Annotated in this window: 24 protein-coding genes; 13 read left to right on the top strand and 11 right to left on the bottom strand. The window is 70.0% G+C overall.

What is annotated here, in order from left to right; genetic code table 11:
• Positions 1–51 precede the first annotated feature (51 nt).
• Positions 52–840 (top strand): energy transducer TonB, encoded by a 789-nt coding sequence (locus VGC56_RS18180; protein WP_464127163.1) that lies wholly within the window; start codon positions 52–54, stop codon positions 838–840.
• 31 nt (positions 841–871) lie between these two features.
• Here VGC56_RS18180 and VGC56_RS18175 read toward each other — a convergent pair whose 3' ends face one another.
• The 5 genes from VGC56_RS18175 to VGC56_RS18155 all read right to left on the bottom strand — a co-directional run bounded on the left by VGC56_RS18175 (position 872) and on the right by VGC56_RS18155 (position 3,977).
• A complete protein-coding gene (locus tag VGC56_RS18175) occupies positions 872–1,150 on the bottom strand; it encodes a hypothetical protein (protein WP_464127162.1) in 279 nt (92 codons plus the stop codon).
• A gap of 214 nt (positions 1,151–1,364) precedes the next feature.
• Positions 1,365–1,796, bottom strand: coding sequence for an ExbD/TolR family protein (locus tag VGC56_RS18170; protein WP_464127160.1), 432 nt, complete (start codon positions 1,794–1,796; stop codon positions 1,365–1,367).
• 48 nt (positions 1,797–1,844) lie between these two features.
• Positions 1,845–2,336 (bottom strand): ExbD/TolR family protein, encoded by a 492-nt coding sequence (locus tag VGC56_RS18165; RefSeq protein ID WP_464127159.1) that lies wholly within the window; start codon positions 2,334–2,336, stop codon positions 1,845–1,847.
• Between the two features lie 80 nt (positions 2,337–2,416).
• Complete coding sequence (locus tag VGC56_RS18160; protein ID WP_464127157.1) at positions 2,417–3,256, bottom strand: MotA/TolQ/ExbB proton channel family protein; 840 nt, start codon at positions 3,254–3,256, stop codon at positions 2,417–2,419.
• 43 nt (positions 3,257–3,299) lie between these two features.
• On the bottom strand, positions 3,300–3,977 hold the full coding sequence (locus VGC56_RS18155; RefSeq protein ID WP_464127155.1) for an energy transducer TonB: 678 nt from the start codon (positions 3,975–3,977) through the stop codon (positions 3,300–3,302).
• Positions 3,978–4,229: 252 nt separating this feature from the next.
• Here VGC56_RS18155 and VGC56_RS18150 point away from each other — a divergent pair, with 252 nt between their 5' ends.
• Positions 4,230–5,066: a hypothetical protein gene (locus VGC56_RS18150; protein ID WP_464127153.1), complete on the top strand. Its 837-nt coding sequence runs from the start codon at positions 4,230–4,232 to the stop codon at positions 5,064–5,066.
• On the opposite strand, the gene VGC56_RS18145 is transcribed toward VGC56_RS18150, so the two are convergent.
• Together VGC56_RS18145 and VGC56_RS18140 are read right to left on the bottom strand one after the other, a co-directional pair.
• Positions 5,063–5,464, bottom strand: coding sequence for a dihydroneopterin aldolase (locus tag VGC56_RS18145; protein ID WP_464127151.1), 402 nt, complete (start codon positions 5,462–5,464; stop codon positions 5,063–5,065). The two genes, VGC56_RS18150 and VGC56_RS18145, sit on opposite strands and share 4 nt — an antisense overlap.
• Complete coding sequence (locus VGC56_RS18140; RefSeq protein WP_464127150.1) at positions 5,461–6,213, bottom strand: SDR family NAD(P)-dependent oxidoreductase; 753 nt, start codon at positions 6,211–6,213, stop codon at positions 5,461–5,463. Before VGC56_RS18140 ends, VGC56_RS18145 begins: the two co-directional genes overlap by 4 nt.
• 73 nt (positions 6,214–6,286) lie before the next feature.
• Between VGC56_RS18140 and VGC56_RS18135 the strand changes: the two genes are divergently transcribed.
• From VGC56_RS18135 to VGC56_RS18125, 3 genes are read left to right on the top strand one after another with little or no spacing between them, the layout of a single operon-like run.
• Entirely contained in the window at positions 6,287–6,856 is a 570-nt protein-coding gene (locus tag VGC56_RS18135) for a DUF1285 domain-containing protein (protein WP_464127148.1), read from the top strand.
• The gene (locus VGC56_RS18130) at positions 6,853–7,446 is read left to right on the top strand and encodes a CoA pyrophosphatase (protein WP_464127147.1); all 594 of its coding nucleotides are present in this window, start codon (positions 6,853–6,855) and stop codon (positions 7,444–7,446) included. Before VGC56_RS18135 ends, VGC56_RS18130 begins: the two co-directional genes overlap by 4 nt.
• Entirely contained in the window at positions 7,443–8,639 is a 1,197-nt protein-coding gene (locus tag VGC56_RS18125; protein ID WP_464127146.1) for a CCA tRNA nucleotidyltransferase, read from the top strand. The genes VGC56_RS18130 and VGC56_RS18125 overlap by 4 nt, the downstream gene beginning before the upstream one ends.
• Here the strand turns inward: VGC56_RS18125 and VGC56_RS18120 are convergent.
• The 3 genes from VGC56_RS18120 to VGC56_RS18110 form a co-directional block, all read right to left on the bottom strand.
• A complete protein-coding gene (locus tag VGC56_RS18120) occupies positions 8,615–10,390 on the bottom strand; it encodes a putative bifunctional diguanylate cyclase/phosphodiesterase (RefSeq protein ID WP_464127145.1) in 1,776 nt (591 codons plus the stop codon). The two genes, VGC56_RS18125 and VGC56_RS18120, sit on opposite strands and share 25 nt — an antisense overlap.
• 68 nt (positions 10,391–10,458) lie before the next feature.
• The gene (gene parC, locus VGC56_RS18115) at positions 10,459–12,702 is read right to left on the bottom strand and encodes a DNA topoisomerase IV subunit A (protein ID WP_464127144.1); all 2,244 of its coding nucleotides are present in this window, start codon (positions 12,700–12,702) and stop codon (positions 10,459–10,461) included.
• A 123-nt stretch (positions 12,703–12,825) separates the two neighbouring features.
• Complete coding sequence (locus VGC56_RS18110; RefSeq protein ID WP_464127142.1) at positions 12,826–14,664, bottom strand: acyltransferase family protein; 1,839 nt, start codon at positions 14,662–14,664, stop codon at positions 12,826–12,828.
• A gap of 298 nt (positions 14,665–14,962) precedes the next feature.
• Between VGC56_RS18110 and VGC56_RS18105 the strand changes: the two genes are divergently transcribed.
• The 6 genes from VGC56_RS18105 (at position 14,963) to VGC56_RS18080 (ending at position 19,585) form a co-directional block, all read left to right on the top strand.
• Positions 14,963–15,238, top strand: coding sequence for a hypothetical protein (locus tag VGC56_RS18105; protein WP_464127140.1), 276 nt, complete (start codon positions 14,963–14,965; stop codon positions 15,236–15,238).
• A 148-nt stretch (positions 15,239–15,386) separates the two neighbouring features.
• Entirely contained in the window at positions 15,387–16,787 is a 1,401-nt protein-coding gene (locus VGC56_RS18100) for a M20/M25/M40 family metallo-hydrolase (protein WP_464127138.1), read from the top strand.
• Between the two features lie 76 nt (positions 16,788–16,863).
• Positions 16,864–17,895 carry a WD40 repeat domain-containing protein gene (locus VGC56_RS18095; protein WP_464127137.1) on the top strand — a complete coding sequence of 344 codons (1,032 nt, stop codon included), beginning with the start codon at positions 16,864–16,866 and terminating at the stop codon, positions 17,893–17,895.
• Positions 17,896–17,966: 71 nt separating this feature from the next.
• On the top strand, positions 17,967–18,809 hold the full coding sequence (locus VGC56_RS18090) for a hypothetical protein (protein WP_464127135.1): 843 nt from the start codon (positions 17,967–17,969) through the stop codon (positions 18,807–18,809).
• Between the two features lie 93 nt (positions 18,810–18,902).
• Entirely contained in the window at positions 18,903–19,382 is a 480-nt protein-coding gene (locus VGC56_RS18085) for a pyridoxamine 5'-phosphate oxidase family protein (protein ID WP_464127133.1), read from the top strand.
• Positions 19,379–19,585 (top strand): hypervirulence associated TUDOR domain-containing protein, encoded by a 207-nt coding sequence (locus tag VGC56_RS18080; RefSeq protein ID WP_464127132.1) that lies wholly within the window; start codon positions 19,379–19,381, stop codon positions 19,583–19,585. Before VGC56_RS18085 ends, VGC56_RS18080 begins: the two co-directional genes overlap by 4 nt.
• 212 nt (positions 19,586–19,797) lie before the next feature.
• Here VGC56_RS18080 and VGC56_RS18075 read toward each other — a convergent pair whose 3' ends face one another.
• Positions 19,798–20,223 (bottom strand): VOC family protein, encoded by a 426-nt coding sequence (locus VGC56_RS18075; RefSeq protein ID WP_464127130.1) that lies wholly within the window; start codon positions 20,221–20,223, stop codon positions 19,798–19,800.
• A 165-nt stretch (positions 20,224–20,388) separates the two neighbouring features.
• Between VGC56_RS18075 and lnt the strand changes: the two genes are divergently transcribed.
• Together lnt and metK are read left to right on the top strand one after the other, a co-directional pair.
• Positions 20,389–21,903 (top strand): apolipoprotein N-acyltransferase, encoded by a 1,515-nt coding sequence (gene lnt / locus VGC56_RS18070; RefSeq protein ID WP_464127128.1) that lies wholly within the window; start codon positions 20,389–20,391, stop codon positions 21,901–21,903.
• Positions 21,904–21,975: 72 nt separating this feature from the next.
• Positions 21,976–23,181: a methionine adenosyltransferase gene (gene metK, locus VGC56_RS18065; RefSeq protein WP_464127126.1), complete on the top strand. Its 1,206-nt coding sequence runs from the start codon at positions 21,976–21,978 to the stop codon at positions 23,179–23,181.
• The last annotated feature ends 23 nt before the right edge of the window (positions 23,182–23,204 follow it).

The raw sequence follows: 23,204 nt of genomic DNA, 5'->3' as shown, positions 1-23,204 counted from the left end.
GCGCGGCGGCGTTTGCCGCCTTCGCGGGCGCCCGTGCGTTGGAGCTTCAGTATGCGTATCGATGTTGCCAACAGGCGCGAGCGGGTGACGGCGGCCGTCGGAATGGTCGCGCTGGAAGCCCTGCTCGGCTACGCGCTGATCACCGGCCTGCGGGTCGCCCACGGGGTGGGGCCGCCCGACGTGCTGCGCATCCTCAACCTCGCACCGCTCGCCCCCCCGCCGCCGCCGAAGAGGCCCAAGCCGCCGCCGCCCAAGGAGCACACGAAGAGTCCGGAAGGGACTGCAGCGCCGCCCGATCTGCGCGCGACGCCGACCGAGATCGTGCGGCCGCCGCCGCCGCCGATCCTCTTCCCGCCGCCGCCTCCCGTCGCGGCCGCGCCCATTGCCGGCTTGGGCGCCGCTCCTTCGGCGGGCGCGGCGCCGGTGCCGGGACCCGGGACGGGTGCCGGCGGACAGGGGAACGGCACCGGCAGCGGCCTTGGCGGCAACGGCACCGGTTCGGGCGGCGGCGCGGGGCGCGGCTCCGCGCCACGGCAGATCCACGGGCGGATCAAGGACAGGGACTATCCCGAATCGGCCAAAGCCGCTGGGGCGCAAGGGGTGGTGTGGGTGCGCTACACGGTGCTCGTCACGGGGCGGGCGACCAATTGCCGGGTCCTGCGCACGAGCGGCAATGCGGCCATCGACGAGACGACCTGCCGGCTGATCCAGGACCGCTTCCGCTACAAGCCGGCCAAGGACGAACGAGGCCGGCCCGTCCAGGCCGACCTCGTCGAGAAGCACGAATTCATCATGCGGGAGGGCTCGCTGCCCGACGACGAGGATCCCGGCCCCGATTGACCGGATCCCGCCGGGGCAGCGCCCATCCGGATCAGCAGCGGCTGTGGCGCTCGATGTGGCGGCCGAGCAGGGCGCCGCCGGCGCCGCCGATCAGCGGCCCGGCAAGGCCGCGGCCGCCGATCGCGCTGCCGAGGAGCGCACCGGCACCGCCGCCGACGATCGCGCCGGTGGTGCCGCCGTGCGGGCGGCAGCGGGAATAGGCATAATGGGTGTAGTGATGACGATGGCGGCGCGCGTCGGCGGCCGTCGGGATCGTCGCGGCGGGCAGTGCGACCGAGAGGGCCGACACGGCGAGAATGAGTTTACGCATATTACCTCCTGATGTTCGGACATCAGCCAGGAAAACCGCCGAGCTTACGGTTGCGTTCCGATTTTCGGCGCCTCCCGCGGTCAGTACGTCGCGTCCACCCGCTCCGGCGCGGCGGTCACGGCGGCGCGTTTGAAGCTCAGGCGGCGCCGTATCACTCGCAACTAAAAAGGGCGGCCCCGCGGGACCGCCCTTTCGAGAGGAAAGCGATGCCGCTTTAGAAGGAGCCGTAGGCCTCGTTGCCAACGAAGCCCATCTTCTCGACATGGGCGCGCTTGGTAACGGCGAGCACCTGATCGACCAGCTCGTAGCGGGCGTTCGGATCCGGCTGCAGGTGAAGTTCGGGGATCGGGTTCATCTGCTGGGTCTGCTCGAGATACTGGCGGAGCATGATGAGATCCGGCGGCAGCGGCGCGCCGTTCCACAGCACCTGGCCCTGGGCAGTGATCACCACCTTGTTCTTCACCGGATCGATGGGCGGCGGCTGCTGGTTCGGCTGGTCCTGCGGCAGGTCCAGCTTCACCGCGTGGGTCTGGATCGGAATGGTAATGATGAACATGATCAGGAGCACCAGCATGACGTCGATGAGCGGCGTCGTGTTGATGTCCATCATCGGCTCGCCTTCGGCTGCAGCCATTGCCATTGCCATGGTAACTTAACTCCTGAAACGCGTTCGTCGTTTAGAGGCAGGCGTCGATTAGAGGCGGGTCGTGGTTTCGCCGGGAGGCGGCTCGGAGATGAAGCCGACGCGGGCGAACCCGGCGCGCTGCATCGTGAACACCGCACCGCCGATGCACTTGTACGGCGTGTTGACGTCGCCGCGGATGTGCGCCTCGGGCATGGTCTCGTCGGTCACCTTGTCGGGGCCGCCGAGCTTGTCGACTTCCAGCTTCAGCTTCTTCGCCGCCATGTCGAGCAGCTGATCGGCCGAGACCTTCTGGACCTGCCAGTAGACCAGGCAATTGCCGGCCTTATCGGCCTTGACGGAGAGCGACACGTTCTCCGGCTTGGTCGTCGTCGGCTCGTACCGCACGTTCGGCAGCTTCATCGGCACAGCCTGGATCACGACCGGAACCGTGATCAGGAAGATGATGAGGAGCACCAGCATGACGTCGACGAGCGGCGTCGTGTTGATGTCGGACATCGGGGCGTCTTCACCGCCTTCGCTCGGGCCGGCACTCATCGCCATGATTTAATTTCCTATTCTAAACTTCTGTCGCCTGAGAGGAAGCGGCGGCGGGACGGCGATGCCGCCCCGCCGCATTCTCGTCAGAGCTTCTTCGGACCCGACGCGGTGGTGCCGGTGGCGCTGCCGGTGGCGGTGGTGCCGCCCGGCGAGGCCGCACCCGGCGCAGCCGCGCGGGCATTGGCGCCGGTGCCGGTGCCGGTGCCGCCGCGGGCGGCAGCCGCCTGGGCGCTCGGCTTCACCGCGCCGCCCGACATCATGTAGCCATGAAGGTCGTTGGCGAAGTGGGCCAGCTCCTCGACGATCGCCTTGTTGCGGCGCGTGAGCCAGTTGTAGGCGAGCACCGCGGGAACCGCCACGGCGAGGCCGAGCGCGGTCATGATCAGCGACTCGCCGACCGGGCCGGCGACCGCGTCGATCGACGCCTGACCGGCGGCGCCGATCTTGATGAGCGCGCGGTAGATGCCGACGACGGTGCCGAACAGACCGACGAACGGCGCCGTCGAACCGACGGTGGCGAGGAGCGCGAGGCCCGACGACAGCCGCGAGGCGATCGCGCCCTGGCTGCGCGCCAGCGAGTTCAGCATCCAGTCGTGCTGGTCGATGGGATCGGTCAGCTTGTCATGCTGCTCGAGGGCGAGGATGCCGTCGTCGACGATCTGACGATAGGCGCCGTTCTTCTCGAGCTTCTGCGCACCGTCACGCAGCGTGCCGGCCTGCCAGAAGGCGGTGCGGGCGCGGCGGCCCTGGCTGATGATCTTCTGCTGCTCGAACAGCTTGACGAAGAGCACGTACCACGACGCCGCCGACATGATGACGAGGATGCCGAAGGTCGTCTGAGCGATCAGGCCGCCCTGCTGGAGCGCCGCGACGAGACCATAAGGGTTCGAGTCGCCGTGCGCAGCTGCTGTGTTGGTCTGCATGTTGTAACTTTCCTCTCGTCTGTAGATTTTGGGCCGGTGCGGCTCAGCCCTGAAGCCGCCATGTTACTGAAGTCGGGACGCTGTCCGTCGTCGGATTGCCGCTGCTGTCGCGCGCCGGGGTGAACCGGGCGCGTCGCGTCAGCAGGTTGCAAGCCGTGGTGTCGAGCGCGGGATGCCCGCTCGATCCGGTGACGGTGCAGCCGGAAACCCTTCCGCTCGGTCCGACCTCGAGGCGGATTCGGACGGTGCCGGTTTCCTCGTTGCGCATCGACGACGGAGGATAATCATCCTGCGTGATCAGGGTGTGCAGGTCGGCCTTGGCACGGGCGGGTTCCACCTTCACCGGCGCCGGGGGCGGCGGAGGAGGCGGCGGCGCGGGAGGCGCGGGCGGGGCAGGCGGCGCCGTATACGTGATCTGCGGCGGCGGCGCGATGCTCACCGTCGAAATCGGCGGCGGCGGCGTGTTCGTCCGAATCAGCGGCGGCGGAGCGACGATGGGCGGCGGCTGCACGGGCCGGTCAGGCGGCGGCGGCGGCGGCGGTTTCTGGTCGGGGGGCGGAGGCTCCTCGACGTTGAAGGTTTTAAGGTCCGCGGCCGCCTTTTTGATGACGTTATACGCGAGCCCGGTGATGAATGCGTAGCCTAGGAGAGCGTGGAGAATGGCCACGATCACGATTGCCGTGATGCGGCCGGAGCTCATCCTGTTGTCAGCGTAGGCCATTAATCAGACACGCTCCCTTTTTATTGGCGCGCCGGGATCGGCCCTGCATTAACGCAGTCGAACCCGAACGGCTCCATCGCAATGTATCAACATATCATGCGACAGGAGCAAGCGCTCTATCGCGTCCCGGGGGCGGGCGCAATCCTCCTGTCGCACACCGTATTTGCACGGGGGAAATGCTGTAATGCCCGGTAAATCCGCCTAAGCCTATGGGAAACAGATGATTAACGCCGCTGCCGAAACGAGGCCCTGATGAACCCGGTGACCGTCCTTGCCGCCGTCCTGCTCGCCTCGGCCGCGCCCGCGGCGCCTGCCGATTCGCCCCCGCCAGCCGCTGGCCCCACTTATGCCGATCTCGCCGATCTCGCGCTCGCCGCCCCGGTGGTCGCGCAGGTGCGGACGCTGGAGGCGATCCCGGTCAACGACGCCGACGCGGCGGGGCTGCGGCCCGGCTTCGCCCGCCTCTACGTCCAGGCCGAGGTGACGGCGTTGATCCGCGCCGCCGGCCCGGTCCCCTCCCGCGTCGCCTATCTCGTCGATCTTCCCCGCGACGCGCGCGGGCGGCCGGCCAGGATCGTCAAGGGATCGCAATTCCTGCTGCTTGCGGCGACGGTTCCCGGCCGCCCGGGCGAGTTGCGCCTGATCGCCCGCGACGCCCAGATACCGCTTGCGCCGCTGTCCGCCGAGCGGCTCCGCGCTATCGTTCGCGAAGCGGCCGCGCCGGCCCCGCCGCCGGTGGTGACGGGCATCGGCCGCGCCTTCTATTCGCCCGGCAATCTGCCCGGCGAGAGCGAGACGCAGATCTTCGTCCAGACGGCGGACCGCAGGCCGGTGTCGCTCAGCATCCTGCGCCGGCCGGGCGAGACGCCGCGCTGGGCGGTGGCGCTGTCCGAGGTGGTCGACGAATCGGCCAGCGTGCCGAAACCGGACACCCTGCTTTGGTACCGCCTCGCCTGCGGCCTGCCCCGCACCCTCCCTGCGTCCAGCCTGGCCGACGCGGACGCCGCGGGGGCCGCCGCAATCCGGCGCGACTACCAGCTGGTGCTCGACAGCCTCGGCCCCTGTGTCCGCATGCGGACCGCCGCCTAGAAGGAGGCGAGCTCGACGCCGACGCCGGCGCAATCGGCGTAGATGTCGGGCTTGCGCGTCGAGACGCGCAGTGCCGAGACGCCGCGGCGCGCGGCGACCAGCTCGTAGATGGCGCGGGCGAGCGTCTCCTGGAGGTTGTAGCGCCGCGCCGACACCAAAGCCGCGACGTCGCGGCGGAGGAAGTCATAATCCCAGGCTTCGGCGGCATCGTCGGAATGCGGGAACGCCTCGGCGTCGAGCCACACTTCGACGGTGACGCTGAGCCGCTGCGGCGTGCCGACCTCGAAATCGTGGAAGCCGATGTCGGCGTCGACCATCATGCCTTCGAGCACGATCTTGTGCGTCCTCGGCTGCAGGCGGTCGGGAACGAGGCCGTCCAGCCTCACGCTGTCGTTCATCGGTCGGGCTCCAGGAACTGGACGTCGCGGGCGAGGCCGAGGAAGCGCTGGCCGCCGTCGAGGGTGATCGTCTGGCCGGTGAAGGTCGGCGTGGCAAGGATGAAGCGGAGCGCCGCGACGATCTCGTCGACTGCAACGCCGCGGCCGAGCGGGTTCAGAGCATGGACCTGGGTGAAATTTTCACGGCTTTGGCCGCCGGAGACGAGGGTGACGGAGGGCGCGATGCCGCAGACGCGGATGCCGCGCTCGGCCCAGGCGCGGGCGAGGAGCTCGGTCGCGGCGGCGAGGCCGGCTTTCGAGACGGTGTAGCTGAAGAAGTCGGGATTGGGGGCGGCGAGCTTGGCGTCGAGCAGGTTGACGATCAGCGTCACCTGGTCGGCCAGTGCCTGGGCGAGGAGGAGAGGCGCGCGCAGGTTGACCGCGAGGTGGGTGTCCCAGCTCTCGGCTGTGAAATCGTGGGCGGCGTCGTAGGCGAAGAGCGAGGCGTTGTTGACGAGCAGCCGCGCCGGCGGGAGGCCGTGGAGGGCGGCGACGATGCGAGAGGGCGCGTCCGGATCGGCGAGATCGGCGGCCACCACCGCACTGTTGCCCAGCTCGGCCGCCAACGCCTCGGCTTCGGCGCGCGAGCGGTTGCAGTGGATGAGGAGGTGCCAGCCGTCCGCGGCGAGGGCGCGGCAGAGCGCGGCGCCGATCCGCTTCGCGCCGCCGGTCACGATCGCCGTGCGCGGACTTTCGAACTCGCTCGCCATGGCGGCGGGATAGGGGGGCGGCGCGCGGGCGGCAAGGCTTGCGGGGGGTCTGCCCCTCGCCTAGTCCCCCCCGATGCCGATGCCACCGCCGCCTTCGGACCTTGCCGGCCTCAGCCTCGCTGATATCGCGCGGCTGGCCGAGGAGAAGAAGCTGCCGCCGGTCGAGAAGTGGAACCCGGAGCATTGCGGCGACAGCGCGATGCGCATCGCCCGCGACGGCACCTGGTACCATGAAGGCGCGCCGATCGGCCGCCCCGCGATGGTACGGCTGTTCTCGACCATATTGCGGCGCGAGCCCGACGGACGGCATGTCCTCGTCACCCCGGTGGAGAAGCTCGACGTCGAGGTGGAGGATGCCGCCTTCGTTGCCGTCGAAGTGAAGAGCGAGGGGCACGGGCCGGCGCGCCGGCTCGCCTTCCGCCTCACCACGGGCGACGTCGTGGTGGCCGGGCCCGAGCACCCTTTGATCTTTCGTGCCGGCACCGAAGGCCCCCTTCCCTATCTCGCCGTCCGCGGGGGCCTTGAGGCGCTCGTCGCGCGCCCGGTCTATTACGAACTTGCGAACCTGGCGCTTGAAGAGGCGGCGGAGCCGGCGGGGCTGTGGAGCGACGGCGCTTTCTTCGCCATGGAGCCGGCGGCGTGACCCTCGCCGAGCGGCTCCGCGATGCGCTGGAGCGGGGCGCGCGGCGGACGCCGGAGATCCTCCCCGGCGACGCCTTCGACGAGGAGGTGTCGAGCCGCACGCCCGCCGCGGTGCTGGTGCCGGTGGTGGACCGCGCCGAACCGACGGTGATCTTCACCGAGCGGCCGAAGACGATGCGCAAGCATCCGGGGCAAGTGAGCTTCCCCGGCGGGCGGATCGACCCCGGCGACTTCGGGCCCGTCGATGCGGCCCTGCGCGAGGCGGAGGAGGAGATCGGCCTCGCCCGCCAATATGTCGAGGTGATCGGCACCACCGACTGCTACCGCACCGTGACCGGTTTCGAGGTGACGCCGGTCGTCGCGGTCGTCCGCCCCGGCTTCACGCTGACGCCGCATCCGGGAGAGGTCGACGACGTTTTCGAGGCGCCGCTCCACTTCGTCCTCGATCCGGCCCGCCAGGCGGTGCGGACGGCGCAATGGCGGGGGCGCGAGCGGACCTATTACGAGATATTGTGGGAGGACCGCCGCATCTGGGGCGCGACGGCGGCGATGCTGGTCAATCTGTCGCGGCGGCTGGAGCTGGCGGCATGAAGCTGCCCCCCGCCGCCTGGCAGCGCCGAGAGGGCATGGGCGCGCTCCTCAACGTGCTGGGCGCCGGCGAGGGCGAAACGCGCTTCGTCGGCGGCTGCGTGCGGGACACCTTGCTGGGGCTCGAGGTCAGCGACGTCGACCTGGCGACGCGGCTGCCGCCGCAGGAGGTGATGGAGCGGCTGAAGCGGGCGCGGATCAAGGCGGTGCCGACCGGCCTCGCCCACGGCACCGTCACCGCCATCGTTGCCGGCGCGCCGGTGGAAGTCACGACGCTCCGCCGCGACGTCGCCACCGACGGCCGCCGCGCCACCATCGCCTATACCGACGACTGGCGCGAGGATGCGGCGCGGCGGGACTTCACCATCAACGCCTTGTCGACGGACCCGGGGACGCTTGCCGTCTTCGACTATTTCGGCGGCGAGGCCGATCTCGAGGCGCGCCGCGTCCGCTTCATCGGCGACCCGCTGACCCGGATTGCCGAGGATCATCTGCGGATCCTGCGCTTCTTCCGCTTCCATGCCCGCTTCGGCTTCGGCGCTCCGGACGCTGAGGGACTCGCCGCCTGCGTCGCCCGGGCGAACGACCTGATGGCGCTGTCGCGGGAGCGGATCGCGGACGAGCTGATGAAGCTCCTCGCCCTTCCTGCCCCGGCTGCGACGGTGGCGCTGATGGTCGAGGCCGGCGTGCTGCGGCCGGTGCTGCCCGAGATCGAGGAGGCGGCGCGGCTGGCGCGGCTCGTCGCGCGCGAGGCGGAGGCCGGCGTGGAAGCAAACGCGGTGCGGCGGCTCGCGGCGCTGCTGCCGCCGGACCCGGAGGTCGCCGCCGCCGTGGCGGCGCGGCTGCGGCTGTCGAAGAAGGCGGCGAAGCGCCTCACCTCGGCTGCGGTCCCGGACGACGGCAGCCCCGCACCGGTCCTCGCCTACCGGCTCGGCTCCGACGAGGCGGTCGACCGTATCCTGCTCGGGCCTCGCGATCCGGCGAAGGCGCGGGCGCTCGCCGGGTGGGAAAGGCCGAAACTTCATGTCGGCGGCGGCGATCTCATCGCGATGGGGCTGGAGGCCGGGCCGACGGTGGCGAACACCCTGCAGCGGATCGAGGCGTCCTGGGCGGAAGAAGGGTTCCCCGAGGATAGCGAGGCGCAGCGGGCGATCGCGCGGGCCGCGGTCGATCAAGCGCTGCGCGAGCGCCAGTAAGCGAGCGCCGCGTCGGCATCGAGCGGCCGGGCGAAATGGAAGCCCTGCCCGTGGGTGCAGCCGAGCTGCTCGAACGCGGCAGCGAGCTCGGGCGTGTCGATGCCCTCAGCCGTCGTCTCCATGCCGAGCGCGCGGGCGAGGGAGAGGATGGCGCGGACGATCGCCACCGAGTCGGAATCGGCGAGCATGCCGGCGACGAAGCTGCGGTCGATCTTGAGCACGTCGATGGGCAGGCGCTGGAGGTAGGCGAGCGACGTGTAGCCGGTACCGAAATCGTCCATCGCCACGCGCACCTTCAGCGCCTGAAGGGCCTTCAGGACGTCGGTGGCGCGGGCCGGGTCCTGGACGATGGCGCTTTCGGTCAGCTCGAGCAGCAGCCGGTCGCCGCCGAGGCCGTGGCGGGCGAGCGCCTCGGCCACCGCTTCCGGCACGTCGTCGCGGGCGAGTTGGATCGCCGAGAGATTGACGCTGACAGGGAAGGGCAGCGGCGCGCCGGCGGCTGCGTCCCAGGCGGCGAGGGTGGCCAGCGCCGTGTCGAGTGCCCAGCGGCCGAGCGGAACGATGAGGCCGGATTCTTCCGCGACCGGGATGAACTCGCTCGGCGAGATCGCACCGCGGCGCGGGTGGTTCCAGCGGGCGAGGGCCTCGAAGCCGGCGACGGCGCCGCTCTGGAGATCGACGAGCGGCTGGTAGGCAAGACGGAGGTCGCCGCCTTCGATCGCGCGGCGAAGGTCGGTCTCGATGCTGAACAGCCGGCGCGCGGCGCGGGCCTGGTTGGGCTCGTAGATCTGCACCTGGCCGCTCGCCTTGGCGCGCTTCAGGGCGAACTGGGCGTTTCGCAGGACCTCGTCGGCCAGCTCCTCATGTCCCGAGAGCAAGGCGCAGCCGAAGGCGCAGTCGACGCGGATTTCCAACTCCGAGAGCCGGAACGGCGAGCCGAGGGCCGTCCGGATCCGCTCGGCGGCCTGCACGGCGTCGTCCAGGCCCTTTTCGAGCCGCATGAGGATGCCGAACTCGTCGCCGCCGGTGCGGGCGAGGACGTCGCCGGCGCGCAGCACGGAGCAGAGGCGGCGGGCGAAGGTGATCAGGAGCTCGTCGCCGGCGACGGCGCCGACGCATTCGTTGACCCGGCTGAACCGGCGCATGTCGACGACCAGCACGCCGTGGCCCCCCGGCTGGAACGCCGGGTCTTCGAGCACCGCCTCGACCGCCTCGTTGAAGGCGATGCGGTTGGCGAGCCCGGTGAGGCTGTCGCGCAGCATCTCGGCGCGCAGGCCGCGCTCGCTCTCGATCTGGGCGGTGCGGTCGACGATGGTGACGAGGCAGCGCCGGCCGAGGGCGGGAAGGACGTTGAGGCGGGCGAGGCGGATCGAGAAGTGGCGCTGCGCGACTGCGTCGCCGTCGCTGACCTCGAACTCCATCACCGGCTCGCCGCCGGCCAGGAAGGCTTCGGCGCGGGCGGCCATGCCGCTACGGGCGAGGAAGGCGATGCCGGCCAGCGCGGCGGCAGGCTCCGGCGGCCCCCCGGACAGCTCGGCGAAGAGCGGGTTGGCGAGGTCGACATAGGACCAGCCGAGGGCCCCGCGCTGAAGGACGGCGGCGGCGATCGGCAGGGCGTCGAGATAATCCTGGCGGCCCTGCTGGACGATCGTGTCGGCCTCGATGCGGGCGGCGTCGAGGGCGCGGCGGGGCGGCCGGGGACCGTCGCCGTCGCCCGTCTCGAAAAGCTGCTGCGCCGGCATGGCATCCATGCACGCGACCCTAGCCTAAAGACGGTTAAGCCTTGTTTTAGAAGAAGGCGGTGTTTTCCCCTCGCCTGTCAGAAGCGGTTGTTGCGCGGGAAGCCGGTCGGCGGCATGCGGCCGGCGGCGCCGCGGGCGGTGCGCCAGGGGTTCAAGTCCGCCTCGGTGCGGCGGCGGCCGCTGTCGCCGCCCATGTCCCAGCTGATCCCTTCGGCAAACAGGAAGGTGACGGCGTCGGAGAGGCCGCCGTCGCGGTAGCGCTGGAGCTGGACGCCCGAGCCGCGGCCCATCTCCGGCAGCTCGGCCAAGGGAAAGACGATCATCTTCCTATTGTCGCCGATGACCCCGACATAATCGTCCTCCGGGCGGATACGCCGGACGAGGGCGAGCTTCGCCCCGGGGCGCAGATTGACGACCTGCTTGCCCTTGCGGGTCTCGGCGAGCGCGGCGTCGCTGGTGGTGACGAAGCCGCGGCCGTCCGAGGAGGCGAGGAGCAGCTTCTGCCCCGGCACCGCGACGAAGAGGTCGGCGATGCTCCCCTCCCCTTCGATGTCGACCATCAGCCGCACCGGCTCGCCGAAGCCGCGGCCGCCGGGGAGCTTGTCGGCCGCCAATGTGTAGAAACGGCCGTTCTCGCCGGCGAGGAGGATGCGGTCGATCGTCTGGGCGTGAAAGAAGAAGCGCGGCCCGTCGCCTTCCTTGAATTTCATCGCCTCCGGATTGGAGAGGTCGACATGGCCCTTCATCGCTCGGATCCAGCCGCGCTCCGACATGATGATCGTGATCGGCTCCTTCTCGATCATCGCATGGAGCGGGATCTCGCGGGCCGGCGCGGCCTCCTCGATCAGCGTGCGGCGGCGGCCGAGCTCGGTGGCCTCGCCATAGCGGTCGCGCATCGCCGCGAGGTCTTTCTTAAGCTTGGTGCGCTGGCGCTGGTTCGAATCGATGAGCTTGGCGAGGTCGTCGCGCTCCTTGACCAGCGCATCGCGCTCGCCCTTGATCTGCATCTCCTCCAGCTTCCGAAGCGAGCGCAGCCGCATGTTGAGGATCGCCTCGGCCTGGCGGTCGGTCAGGCGGAACTCGGCCATCATCACCGCCTTGGGCTCGTCCTCGGTGCGGATGATCTCGATGACCCGATCGAGGTTCAGGTAGGCGATCAGATAGCCTTCGAGCAGCTCGACGCGGTCGTCGATCTTGCCGATGCGGTGGGTAGCGCGGCGGACCAGAACCTCGAACTGGTGGGCGAGCCAGGAGGAGAGGACTTCCTTCAGCCCCATCACCTTCGGCGTGTGGCGCGCGTCGAGGACGTTCATGTTGAGCGATACGCGCACCTCGAGGTCGGTGAGGCGGAACAGGCTTTCGATCAGCATCTGCGGATCGACGGTGCGGCTGCGGGGCTCGAGGACGATGCGGATCTCGGCGTCCGATTCGTCACGCACATCAGCGAGGATCGGCAGCTTCCTGTCGGCGATGAGCTGGGCGATCTGCTCGATCAGCTTCGACTTCGGCACCTGGTATGGAATTTCGCTGATCACGGCCGTCCAGGTGCCGCGCCCCTGGTCTTCGACCCCCCAGCGGGCGCGGACGCGGAAGGCGCCGCGGCCGGTTTCGTAGGCGGTGGCGATGGCGGCGGCCGAATCGACGATGACGCCGCCCGTCGGAAAATCGGGGCCGGAGACGAAATCCATCAGCGCGGAAGGTTCGGCCTGCGGATTGTCGATGAGATGAATGGCGGCGTCGAGGATCTCGGCGAGGTTGTGGGGCGGGATCGAGGTCGCCATGCCGACGGCGATGCCGCTGGCGCCGTTGGCCAGCAGGTTCGGGAACAGGCCCGGAAACACCTCCGGCTCCTCTTCCTCATTATTGTAGGTCGGGCGGTAGTCGACCGTGCCTTCGTCGAGCCCGGCCATGAGGTCGTAGGCCGCCTGGGTCAGCCGCGCCTCGGTGTAGCGCATCGCTGCGGCATTATCGCCGTCGACATTGCCGAAATTGCCCTGGCCGTCGACGAGCGGGTAGCGGAGCGAGAAGGTCTGGGCGAGGCGGACCATGGCGTCATAGACCGACTGGTCGCCGTGCGGATGGTATTTGCCGATGACGTCGCCGACGACGCGGGCGCATTTCTTGTACCCCGCCGCGGGATCGAGCTTGAGCAGCCGCATCGCCCACAACAGGCGGCGGTGCACCGGCTTCAGCCCGTCCCGCAGATCGGGCAGCGAGCGCGCCGTGATCGTCGACAGCGCATAGACGAGGTAACGCTGCGACAGGGCGGTGTCGAAGGGCTGGTCCTGGATCGGATCGATGTCGTTCAAGCTGCTGGCCATGGCGAGGGACTAGCAGGCCGATTCGGCGGAAGCGAGGGCGGCGACGCGGCAGCGCTCTCCTTCCTGGTTTGCACCTAGCACGAACAAGGCAAAACGATGAGGCGCGTCGGTGCCGCGACCTGATCAAGGCTCCGGCATTTGGGCCACGACCTCGCGGGCGCCGTCGAGCGTGTAGTGGCCATAGTCGAAGTGGAAGGGGCGGCCGGTACGGGTGAAGAGGCGGCAGGGGCGGGCTTCGGGGCATTCGGCGCGGTAGGCGGAGAAATAGCGGGCGCCGGCGGCGCGGGCGACGGGCTCCATGTCCCGGTCGAGTCGCTCGCGGGGCGCGGAGCGGCCGTGGTCGTAGAGGCGGCGGTCCCCGGCGAGCTGGGCGCGAGCGAGGAGGCCGGGGGCGGTGGGGAGATATTCGACGACCGGGCCGACCAAAGTCACCTCTCGCCCGGCGGCGCGGAGGGCGCGGATTTCCCCGGCGAGCGCGGGCAGCTCGCTAGGGTCCCAGCGGGCGGCGAGGATCACGCCGTCAATCCCTGGTGCGAGTGCGAGCGGCGGGGCGTCGAGGGCGTGGTTGCGGCAGTCGCCGCGCTTGGCCGGCTCACGGCCCACGGGGCGGCAGTTCATCTCGAGCGAGACGAGGAAGTGCGTTTCGGGAAAGCGCTCGGTCAGAGCCGTCCAGAGGTGGGCGGCGTGGCTGTCGCCGACGAGGAGGATGTTGCGGCGGCCGGGCGTGGTGCGCAGGCACGAGACGGTCCTCGCGCCGACCGGCGGGCGGCAATCGGCAAGCAGCGGCGGTCGGATCCGCTCTTGCTCCGCTGCGAGGGTGCGCAGCACCGGAGCCGGGAGGCTGTGCAGGCGCCACTGGCCGGCGGTGGCACCCCACGCGAGCGCGGCGAGCGCCAGCGCCGCGAAGGCGCCTCCGGCCAGCACGCGAAAGGGCCGGCCGCTGCGCAGGCGCCGCCGCAGGGGCCGCTCGACGGCGACGTAAGAGACGATAGCGAGCGCCAGCGCCGTCAGCACCAGCCCGACTTTGGTGGTGGGCGGCATGTCGAAGCCGCGGGCGAGGCGCCAGAAGGCGAGGACCGGCCAGTGCCACAGGTAGAAGGCGTAGGAGAGGCGGCCGAGGGCGCGGAGCGGCGGGAGCGCGAGCAGGCGTCCGACAGCGCTGGCTTCGCCGAGCGCGAGGAGAGTAAAGGCCGCGGCGCAGGGCAGGACGGCGGCCGGGAAGGGTGCGCCGGTGGCGGGGCTTACCAAGAGGAACGCGCGCAAGAGTAAAGTGACCGCCACGGCGCAGAGCAGTTCGCGCAGGGCCTGATTCGAAGGGATGGGCACGAGCCGGAAGGCGACGAGGCCGCCGAGGCCGAGCTCCCACAGGCGCGTCGGCAGGAGGTAGAAGGCGGCCTGCGGCGCGGTGGTGGCAAGCACGGCCGCCGCGGTCAGCGACAAGCCGGTTGCCGCCGCGACGAGGGCGATTCGGAGCCGCGCACCGCCGCGGCCACCGGCGAGGAGGAGGATCGGGTAGACGAGATAGAATTGCTCCTCGACGCCGAGCGACCAGGTGTGGAGCAGCGGCTGGACCTCCGACGGGGGCGCGAAATAGGGGTCGCGGCGCCAGAAATAGAGGTTGGACAGGAAGAGGGCGGTGGCAACGGCGGAGCCGCGCAGCCCCTGCATCTCGCCAGGCAGGCAGAGCAGCAGCGCCGCGACGAGCACTGCCAGCGCCATCAGCACCAGCGCCGGCAGAATGCGGGCGATGCGGCGCTGGTAGAAGGTGGCGAGCGAAAAGCCCCCGGCGTCCATTTCGCGCGTGACGAGGCCGGTGATCAGGAACCCTGAGATGACGAAGAAGATATCGACGCCGAGGAAGCCTCCGCCCAGCGAGCCGATACCGGCATGGAACAGCACCACGGCGAGCACGGCGACTGCGCGCAGGCCCTCGATATCGCCGCGATAACCGCCCCCGCCCATGCCGGCTTGCTACGCCGGCGCCCCTCCGCGCGATAGCCTGAAGGCTCCCGGCGGCCGGAAAGTTGCGGCTGCGCAGCGGTTTAGTAAGAGCCAAGTAACTTTAGTTGTTCGTTTTATCCCGCGCCCGTAACGGTTCGTCCCGATCGGCGAAGTCGCCTCCGGACAGGCGCCACCCGTTCAGAGGGGAAATGCGACCGGACCTCGACGCGCGGCCATTTTTACATGAACGCCAGATTAAGCTAGGCCCCTTCCGAACGCGCCGGGGGGTGATGAATCGATGCGGGGCCTGCCCTTTCTCTTGCTTCTTCTGGCCGCCGGGCATCCGCCGGGCCACCACGGATTCCAGCATCACCAGCGCGTGACGACGTGGCGGATGGGCAGCCACGACGGATCGTCGCCGCGCGATTTCGGGCGGACCCTCGCCCAGCGCGAGCATATCAGCGCCGCGGCGCGCGACCGCATCGAAGTGCAGGAGCCCAGGCGGCTCAACAGCTTCGAGATCGGCAGCACCCGGGTCGGCATCGGCTTCGTCGGCGGCCGGCACGTCGGGTTTCGGCTGAAGAGCCCTTTCTAGGCCGTCACGTCGTCCCGGCGGAGGCCGGGACCTCCCCGCGATTTCGCACCGACTCCGCGCCTCTTCCGCCTGGAGATCCCGGCTTTGGCCGGGATGACGCGGGGGAGCGGCCGCACTAGAAGAGCGTCCTCACATCGGGGAGGACGGGATGCGGATGATGGTGGCGGGCGCGGCGGTGGCTGCGATTTTGGCGGCGAGCGGCGGCCAGGCGGCGGCGGCGCCGGCGGCGCATCCGCAGGCCGAGGCGCAGGCGCTCGACCTCGCCCGGCAGGCGATCGCCCTGCGCTCGGTGGGCGGGCCGGGGAATAAGACGCCCGACGTCGCCTCGTTGTTCAAGCAGGCGCTGGTCGCGGGCGGCTTCGCGGCCGAGGACGTGACGATCACGCCCGTCGACGACACGGCTTACTTCATCGGCCGCTGGCGCGGGTCCGATCCCAACCTCAAGCCGCTGGTCATTTCCGGGCACATGGACGTCGTCGAGGCGAACCCGAAGGATTGGCAGCGCGATCCGTTCACGCCGATCGTGGAGAACGGCTACCTCTACGGGCGCGGCGCCACCGACATGAAGCTCGACGCGGCGATCGCCCTCGCGGCGCTGATCGAGCTCCGGCGCGAGGGCTACCGGCCGCGCCGCGACATCGTCGTTGAATTTTCCGGCGACGAAGAGACGGTGATGAAAACCAGCGCGATCATCGCCGAGCGGCTCAAGAATGCCGAGCTCGTCATCAACATCGACGGCGGCGGCGGCACGCTCGACGAGAAGAGTGGCAAGCCGCTCTATTTCACTTGGCAGGGGGCGGAGAAGACCTACGCCGACTTCCAGCTGACGGTGACCAATCCGGGCGGGCACAGCTCGGCGCCGCGGCGGGTGAATGCGATCAACCAGCTTGCCGCCGCTCTGGTGCGGATCGGCGAGTATCAGTTCAAGCCGGAGGTGAGCGACCTCACCCGCTCCTATTTCGTCGCCGCCTCGCGCTACGAAGCGCCGGCGACGGCGGCGGCGATGCGCGCCTTCGCCGCCAATCCCGCCGACCGGCAGGCGATCCGGGTGCTGACCGACGACCCGTCGATGGTCGGCAAGATCGGCACGACCTGCGTCTCGACGATGATCAACGGCGGGCACGCGCTCAACGCCCTGCCGCAGCGCGCCACCGCCAACATCAACTGCCGCATCTTCCCGGGGCACAAGCCCGCCGACATCATGGCCGAATTGAAGCGCGTCGCCGCCGAGCCCGCCGTGACCTTCACCGACGTGACGGAAGGCTCGGTCGCCAACGACGCCTCGCCGATGCGGGCGGATTTCGTCGCGGCCGTGACCAAGGCGATGGCGGAGGTCTATCCGGGCCTGCCGGTGTTCCCGAGCCAGGCGTCGGGGGCGAGCGATTCGATGTGGTTTCGCTACCACCATGTGCCGAGCTACGGCGCCAGCCCGGTGTTCACCAAGAACAGCGAGGATTTCAGCCATGGGCTCAACGAGCGGACGCCGGTGGCGAATATCGGCCCGGCCATCGCCTATTATCTGAGCCTGGTGCGCGACCTCACGAAATGAGCCTCGCTGGCCGTCGTGGTGTGTTGCACATATAATACACCGTGCTAGGCTGCGCGCTTTCGAAAGAGGAAGTGCGATGGCGGGGCGGAGATGGTTTGGGTTGCTGGGGGTTACGGCGCTGCTCGCGGCCTGCGGATCCGCGCCTCAGCCCGCCCAGGAAGGCCCGCGCGTCGCCACCGCGCGCGCCGCGGTTGTTTCAGACGGAAGCGGTCCGGCGCGGGAGGCGGCATTCAGCCCGGACGGTCGCTGGCTCGTCACCACCAACGCGGCTGGAGCGGTGGTGCTGCGGAGCTTTCCGGCGCTGAAGCCGGCGCTGCGCCTGACCCACGCGGGGGGCGCCACCGCCGCCATGTTCGCGCCGGACGGACGCTGGCTGGCGACCGCGGGATATGACGGGGCGATCGACCTGTGGGACCCCGCGACGGGGCGGCTGCTGCGGCGGTTGACCGGGGCGGTGGGCACCGTCTGGACGATCGCCGTCAGCCCAGACGGGAAGACCCTGGCCGCGGCGGGCGAGGACAAGCTGATCCGGCTGTGGAACGTGCCGGAGGGGCGGCTGGTGCGGACGATCGCGGGGCACGAACGCAATGTCTGGGAGCTGCGGTTCAGCCCCGACGGGCGGCGGCTTGCGAGTGGAAGCTTCGACCAGACGGCGCGGCTGTGGGATGTCGCCAGCGGCCGGCAACTGGGGGTGCTGCGCGAGCACAAGCAGGCGGTGGTCGGCCTCGCCTGGAGCGCGGACGGGCAGAGGCTGGCGACCGGCGGCGACGATTCGACGATCTTCCTGCGGCGCGGATCGGACGGGGCGTCGGAGCGGCGGATCGACGCCGGCAACCATGTCTACAAGCTCGCCTTCAGCCCCGACGGCCGCTGGCTGGCGAATGCGGGGCGTGCGCGCGGCGGGTTCGGTACATTGCTCCACCAGATCGGCGCGACCGGCGGCGAGACTGACACGGTGCGGCTGTGGCGAGTCGCGGACGGCAGGCTGGTCGCCGCCCTCAAGCTCGCCGACGACGTGCCCTACACCGCCTTCTCGCCCGACGGCGGCTGGCTGGTGACCTCCGGCGAGGACGGCAAGGTGACTTTGTGGCGGCTGGAGGCCCGCTAGCCGCCGGTCACAATCCGCTTTTCAATTCTCTACCGATATGGTAGAGAAACCGCAGAACAGAGGAGGCAGCGATGCGGAAAGCGTTCGGACTGGCTTTGGTGTTGGCGGCGGCGGCGTGCGGGCGGGCGCCCGAGCATGGCGGCGGGGCTGGCGGGGGAAGCACCGCCGAGGCGGACCGCTCCTCTGCCGACGAACGGGCAGCCGCCCCCGCGGGGATCGCGCCCACAGCGGCGCCGGGTGTCGCGTTCAATTACAAATATGCCTTCCGGCTGCCGGCGGAGCGGATCTCGGCGGTGCAGGAGCAGCATGCCCAGGCGTGCGAGAAGCTCGGCCTCGCCCGCTGCCGGATCACCGGCATGTATTACCATTTGACCGGCGACAGGAACGTCGAGGCGCGGCTCGACTTCAAGCTCGATCCGACCATCGCCCGCGCCTTCGGTAAGGAAGGGATCGCCGCGGTCGCGCATGCCGACGGGCTGCTCGTCACCAGCGAGATCACCGGCACCGACGCGGGCGCCGCGATCGACGTGGTGAACCGCGACCAGGCGCAGCAGGCCGAGGCGCTGAGGAAGATCGAGGCGCAGCTCGCGCAGGCGGGCCTAAAGGCGCCGGAGCGGGTCGAGCTGCAGCGCCAGGCGCAGCAGCTGCGCGAGACGATGGCGGGGGGCAAGGCGGAGAAAGCGGACAAGCAGGAGTCCCTCGCCAACACGCCGATGAGCTTCGCCTATGAGGCGGGCGACATGGCACCCGGCGTGCGGCGGTCGCTGAGCGACGGGGTCGGCAACGTGATCGCGGCGCTGGAGTGGATGCTGCTGGCGCTCCTCACTCTGCTGCCCTGGGCCCTGGTGGCGGGCCTCGTCTGGTGGGGCTGGCGGCGGTTCGGCGCGAAGCCGAAGCGGCCTGTCGAGGCCTGACCGCCACCGCCTACCTGCTTTGGTCCATGGCAGGAACTCGCGCACCGGGGGCTTGGTTGAAAGGCCGAGCCCCCACAGCGAGAGGACAAGGATATGGCGGACGAGGCTGGCCCGGAGAAGGTCTGGGCGCTGATGAGCAAGATCGGCTTCTGCATGCTGGCCAGCCGCGACGGCGAGGACATAAGGTCGCGGCCGATGGCGGCCTATGTCGAGGAGGAGGACGGGAAGGTCTATTTCCTCACCGACAAGGAGAGCGCCAAGGAGGAGGAGATCGCGGCGCGGCCGCAGGTCTGCCTCGCATTTGCCGATGCAGGCGCGCAGAAATACGTGTCGGTGAGCGGCGACGCGGCGCTGTCGGACGACCGCGAGCGCATCCGCAAGATCTGGTCGCCGGCCGCCAAGGCCTGGTGGGACGGGCCCGGCGACCCGGCGATCCGCCTCCTCACCGTGACTCCGCGCGACGCGCAATATTGGGACAGCCCCGGGACCGTGCTCTCCTACGTGAAGATGGCGGCGGCGATCGTCACCGACTCGCGCCCCGCGGTGGGCGAGCATGCCAAGGTGGAGATGTGAGCGCCGGCCTCAAGCCGGGCGATCGCGTTGCGTGGAAGAGCCATGGCGGCGAGGCGCACGGAAAGGTGGTGCGCGAGCAGATGTCGGAGACCCACATCAAGGGCCACAAGGTCGCCGCGTCGGAAGAGCACCCGCAGCTGATCGTCGAGACGGACGCCGGCAAGCGCGCGGCGCATAAGCCGGAGGCTCTGCGGCGGGATTAGCGCCTCCCCTCCCGGCAAGGGAGGATTGGCAGGTGCGAGCTTCCCCCGGACACTCGCAGCCCTGTCCGGGGGACAGGGCGACCTGCTCATGGGTGGGTGCGGCTGAGGCGGCTCGATACCGCCGAAGGCGCTCGCTGCGGTACTGACGCCCGTTGGCCTCGCCTGTGGCGAGACCCACCCCCGGCGCCTCCCTTCCAGGGACGGGAGCGATCCTATTGCTTCGCGAAAAGGTTCTCCGGGTTCGCCATCGCCTTGATCTCGAGCGCGTTGCCCGACGGGTCGAGGAAGAACATCGTCGCCTGCTCGCCCGGCAGGCCTTCGAAGCGGATCGTCGGCGCGATGACGAAGTCCGTGCCGGCGGCTTCGAGGCGGGCGGCGAGCGCCTTCCAATGGTCCATCTTCAGCACCGCGCCGAAATGGGGGACGGGGACGTCGTGGCCGTCGACCGGGTTGCGGTGGGCGCGCGGCTTCGCGTCGGGCGAATGGTGGGCGACGATCTGGTGCCCGTAGAAATCGAAATCGACCCAGTCCGCCGCACTGCGCCCCTCCGGGCAGCCGAGCAGGGTGCCGTAAAAGGCGCGCGCCGCTGCGATGTCGTGGACAGGAAAAGCGAGGTGGAAGGGGGGAAGTTCGGCCATGGCCCAGCTTTGTCACCGCGCTCCCCTCCCTGCAAGGGAGGGGCTGGGGGTGGGTCCGCCGCAGGCGGGCGAAACGCGGAGGCTAAAAGGGTCTCGCTTCGCTCGCCCACCCACCCCTGACCCCTCCCTTGCAGGGAGGGGGAGGAAGCGTGCAAGGGCGGCAGCATGCGGCTTCACCTCATTGCCTTCGTCGCCGGGCTGATCGCCGCGACGGCGTTCCAGCCGCTCGGGCTGTGGCCGGCGATGCCGCTCGCCTTTGCGATGTTCCTCTGGAGCCTCACGCAGGCGCGCCGGCTGCGGACGGCGCTGGCGCGGGGGTGGTGGTTCGGGCTTGGGCAGTTCGTATTGGGGCTGAACTGGATCGCCACCGCCTTCACCTACCAGGCGGCGATGCCGGCCTGGCTCGGGTGGATCGCGGTCGTGCTGCTGTCGCTGTACCTCGCGGTCTATCCTGCGCTGGCTGCGGGGATTGCCTGGCGCTGGGGGCGGAGCGACCGGCGGGTTCTCATCCTTGCCCTCGCCAGCGCCTGGATCGTCACCGAATGGCTGCGGGCGACGATGTTCACCGGCTTCGCCTGGAACCCGGCCGGCGTCGCGCTCCTGCCCACCTTCTGGGCGCGCGCCGCGACGCTCGTCGGCACCTACGGCATTTCGGGTATCGCCGTGCTGCTCGGCGGCGCGCTATGGCAGTTGGGCGACCGCCACTGGCGCAGCGGCGCAGCCCTCGCGGCGGGGGCCTCCGCGGTGAGCGTGGCGGGGCTGCTCGCCAGTCCGCCGCAACGGGCGCCGGCGGGACTCGCAATCCGCATCGCCCAGCCCGACATCGACCAGGCGGTGAAGAATGAGGAAGGCACCGACGAACTGGCGCTCGACCGCCTGCGCCGCCTGTCGCTCCATGATCCGAGGGTGCCGCACCTCATCCTGTGGCCCGAGGCGGCGGTCGACGCGCCTTTGGTCACCGGACTGCTCTACGCCGACGCGCAGGCGGAAGCGGCGCGGCTGCGGGCGGAGATGGCCGCGGCGATCGGCCCCCGCGACCTGCTGCTGACCGGCGGCATCGGCGCGGGCTCCCGCGACGGCCGCGCCGTCACCAGCGCCACCAACAGCGTCTTCGCGCTGGCGCCGGACGGCCGCATCCTCACCCGCTACGACAAGGCGCACCTCGTGCCCTATGGCGAATATCTGCCGATGCGTACGATCCTGGCGCCGCTCGGCCTTGCCCGGCTCGTGCCCGGCGACCTCGACTTCGATCCCGGGCCGGGGCCGCAGACGCGGGTGCTGCCGCTGGTCGGGAAGGCCGGCTTCCAGCTCTGCTACGAGATCGTCTTCTCCGGACAGGTGGTGGACCGCGCCAACCGCCCCGCCTTCTTGTTCAACCCCTCGAACGACGCCTGGTTCGGCAGCTGGGGTCCGCCGCAGCACCTCGCCCAGGCGCGGATGCGGGCGCTGGAGGAGGGGCTGCCGGTCCTCCGCTCGACGCCGACCGGGATCAGCGGCGTGGTCGATGCGGACGGCGGGCTCGCCGCCACCCTGCCGCTCGGGCGGATGGGGGCCATCGAGTCGAAGCTGCCGGCGCCGAAGAGGGCGACTGTGTTCGCCCGCGGCGGCAACCTCCTCCCCTTCCTCTTCGCCCTGCTGCTCGCGGCGGCGGCGATTGCAGTGCGGCGCCGGAGCCGCTAGGGGCGCATATAAGGATAGCTTTATATCCACTCCCCGTTTCGCCAAAGCTTTGAAGGAAGGCCGTTTCTCGCGATGCGCAGCTCCTATCTCTTCACTTCCGAATCCGTCTCCGAAGGCCATCCCGACAAGGTCGCGGACCAGATTTCGGACGCCATCGTCGACCTGTTCCTGTCGAAGGACCCGGAGGCGCGCATCGCCTGCGAGACGCTGACCACGACCCAGCTCGTCGTCCTCGCCGGCGAGATTCGCTGCCGCGGCGTCTACGAGAATGGCGAATGGGCGCCGGGCGCCAGGGAAGAGATCGAGGCGACGGTGCGCGAGACCGTGCGCCGCATCGGCTACGAGCAGGAAGGCTTCCACTGGGAGAGCTTCAGCTTCCAGAACAAGCTGCACGGCCAGTCCGAGCATATCGCGCAGGGCGTCGATGCGTCCGGCAACAAGGACGAGGGCGCGGGCGACCAGGGCATCATGTTCGGCTACGCGACCGACGAGACGCCGGACCTGATGCCGGCCACCCTCTATTACAGCCACAAGATCTTGGAACGGATGGCCGCCGACCGCCATTCCGGCGCCGCGCCGTTCCTCGAGCCCGACGCCAAGAGCCAGGTGACGCTGAAGTTCGAGGAGGGCCGCGCCGTCGCCGCCACCGCGATCGTCGTCTCCACCCAGCACGGCAAGGGCTACGACCAGGGCGAGCAGGAAGCCGAGCTCAAGAATTACGTCCGCCAGGTCGTCGCCGACGTGCTCCCCGCCGAGCTGATCGCCAACGGCACCGTCTACCACATCAATCCGACCGGCAGCTTTGAAATCGGCGGGCCGGACGGCGACGCCGGCCTCACCGGCCGCAAGATCATCGTCGACACCTATGGCGGCGCGGCCCCGCACGGCGGCGGCGCCTTCTCCGGCAAGGACCCGACCAAGGTCGACCGCTCGGCGGCCTATGCGGCGCGCTACCTTGCCAAGAACATCGTCGCCGCCGGCCTCGCCCGGCGCTGCACGATCCAGCTCGCCTACGCGATCGGGGTCTCCGAGCCGCTGTCGCTCTACGTCGACACGCACGGCACCGGCACCGTCGGCGACGCGGCCCTGGAAGAGGCGATCAAGGCGATCCCGGAGCTGGGCGGCCTCACCCCGCGCGGCATCCGCACCCATCTCGGCCTCAATAAGCCGATCTATGCGAAGACTGCGGCCTACGGCCATTTCGGCCGCAAGGCGGAAGGCGACTTTTTCAGCTGGGAGCGCACGGACCTGGTCGACAAGCTGAAGCAGGCCGTCTGACGGATATTCTCGAGCGGGTTCCC

Source organism: Allosphingosinicella sp. (assembly GCF_036403745.1).
GTDB lineage: Bacteria > Pseudomonadota > Alphaproteobacteria > Sphingomonadales > Sphingomonadaceae > Allosphingosinicella.
This window is presented reverse-complemented; position numbering and strand designations above follow the sequence as displayed.

Bases quoted from the DNA above. Each gene is read 5' to 3' on its own strand.
- VGC56_RS18180 (WP_464127163.1), top strand. From the start codon at position 52: ATGCGTATCGATGTTGCCAACAGGCGCGAGCGGGTGACGGCGGCCGTC.
- VGC56_RS18175 (WP_464127162.1), bottom strand. From the start codon at position 1,150: ATGCGTAAACTCATTCTCGCCGTGTCGGCCCTCTCGGTCGCACTGCCC.
- VGC56_RS18170 (WP_464127160.1), bottom strand. From the start codon at position 1,796: ATGGCAATGGCAATGGCTGCAGCCGAAGGCGAGCCGATGATGGACATC.
- VGC56_RS18165 (WP_464127159.1), bottom strand. From the start codon at position 2,336: ATGGCGATGAGTGCCGGCCCGAGCGAAGGCGGTGAAGACGCCCCGATG.
- VGC56_RS18160 (WP_464127157.1), bottom strand. From the start codon at position 3,256: ATGCAGACCAACACAGCAGCTGCGCACGGCGACTCGAACCCTTATGGT.
- VGC56_RS18155 (WP_464127155.1), bottom strand. From the start codon at position 3,977: ATGGCCTACGCTGACAACAGGATGAGCTCCGGCCGCATCACGGCAATC.
- VGC56_RS18150 (WP_464127153.1), top strand. From the start codon at position 4,230: ATGAACCCGGTGACCGTCCTTGCCGCCGTCCTGCTCGCCTCGGCCGCG.
- VGC56_RS18145 (WP_464127151.1), bottom strand. From the start codon at position 5,464: ATGAACGACAGCGTGAGGCTGGACGGCCTCGTTCCCGACCGCCTGCAG.
- VGC56_RS18140 (WP_464127150.1), bottom strand. From the start codon at position 6,213: ATGGCGAGCGAGTTCGAAAGTCCGCGCACGGCGATCGTGACCGGCGGC.
- VGC56_RS18135 (WP_464127148.1), top strand. From the start codon at position 6,287: ATGCCGATGCCACCGCCGCCTTCGGACCTTGCCGGCCTCAGCCTCGCT.
- VGC56_RS18125 (WP_464127146.1), top strand. From the start codon at position 7,443: ATGAAGCTGCCCCCCGCCGCCTGGCAGCGCCGAGAGGGCATGGGCGCG.
- VGC56_RS18120 (WP_464127145.1), bottom strand. From the start codon at position 10,390: ATGGATGCCATGCCGGCGCAGCAGCTTTTCGAGACGGGCGACGGCGAC.
- parC (WP_464127144.1), bottom strand. From the start codon at position 12,702: ATGGCCAGCAGCTTGAACGACATCGATCCGATCCAGGACCAGCCCTTC.
- VGC56_RS18110 (WP_464127142.1), bottom strand. From the start codon at position 14,664: ATGGGCGGGGGCGGTTATCGCGGCGATATCGAGGGCCTGCGCGCAGTC.
- VGC56_RS18100 (WP_464127138.1), top strand. From the start codon at position 15,387: ATGCGGATGATGGTGGCGGGCGCGGCGGTGGCTGCGATTTTGGCGGCG.
- VGC56_RS18095 (WP_464127137.1), top strand. From the start codon at position 16,864: ATGGCGGGGCGGAGATGGTTTGGGTTGCTGGGGGTTACGGCGCTGCTC.
- VGC56_RS18090 (WP_464127135.1), top strand. From the start codon at position 17,967: ATGCGGAAAGCGTTCGGACTGGCTTTGGTGTTGGCGGCGGCGGCGTGC.
- VGC56_RS18085 (WP_464127133.1), top strand. From the start codon at position 18,903: ATGGCGGACGAGGCTGGCCCGGAGAAGGTCTGGGCGCTGATGAGCAAG.
- VGC56_RS18075 (WP_464127130.1), bottom strand. From the start codon at position 20,223: ATGGCCGAACTTCCCCCCTTCCACCTCGCTTTTCCTGTCCACGACATC.
- lnt (WP_464127128.1), top strand. From the start codon at position 20,389: ATGCGGCTTCACCTCATTGCCTTCGTCGCCGGGCTGATCGCCGCGACG.
- metK (WP_464127126.1), top strand. From the start codon at position 21,976: ATGCGCAGCTCCTATCTCTTCACTTCCGAATCCGTCTCCGAAGGCCAT.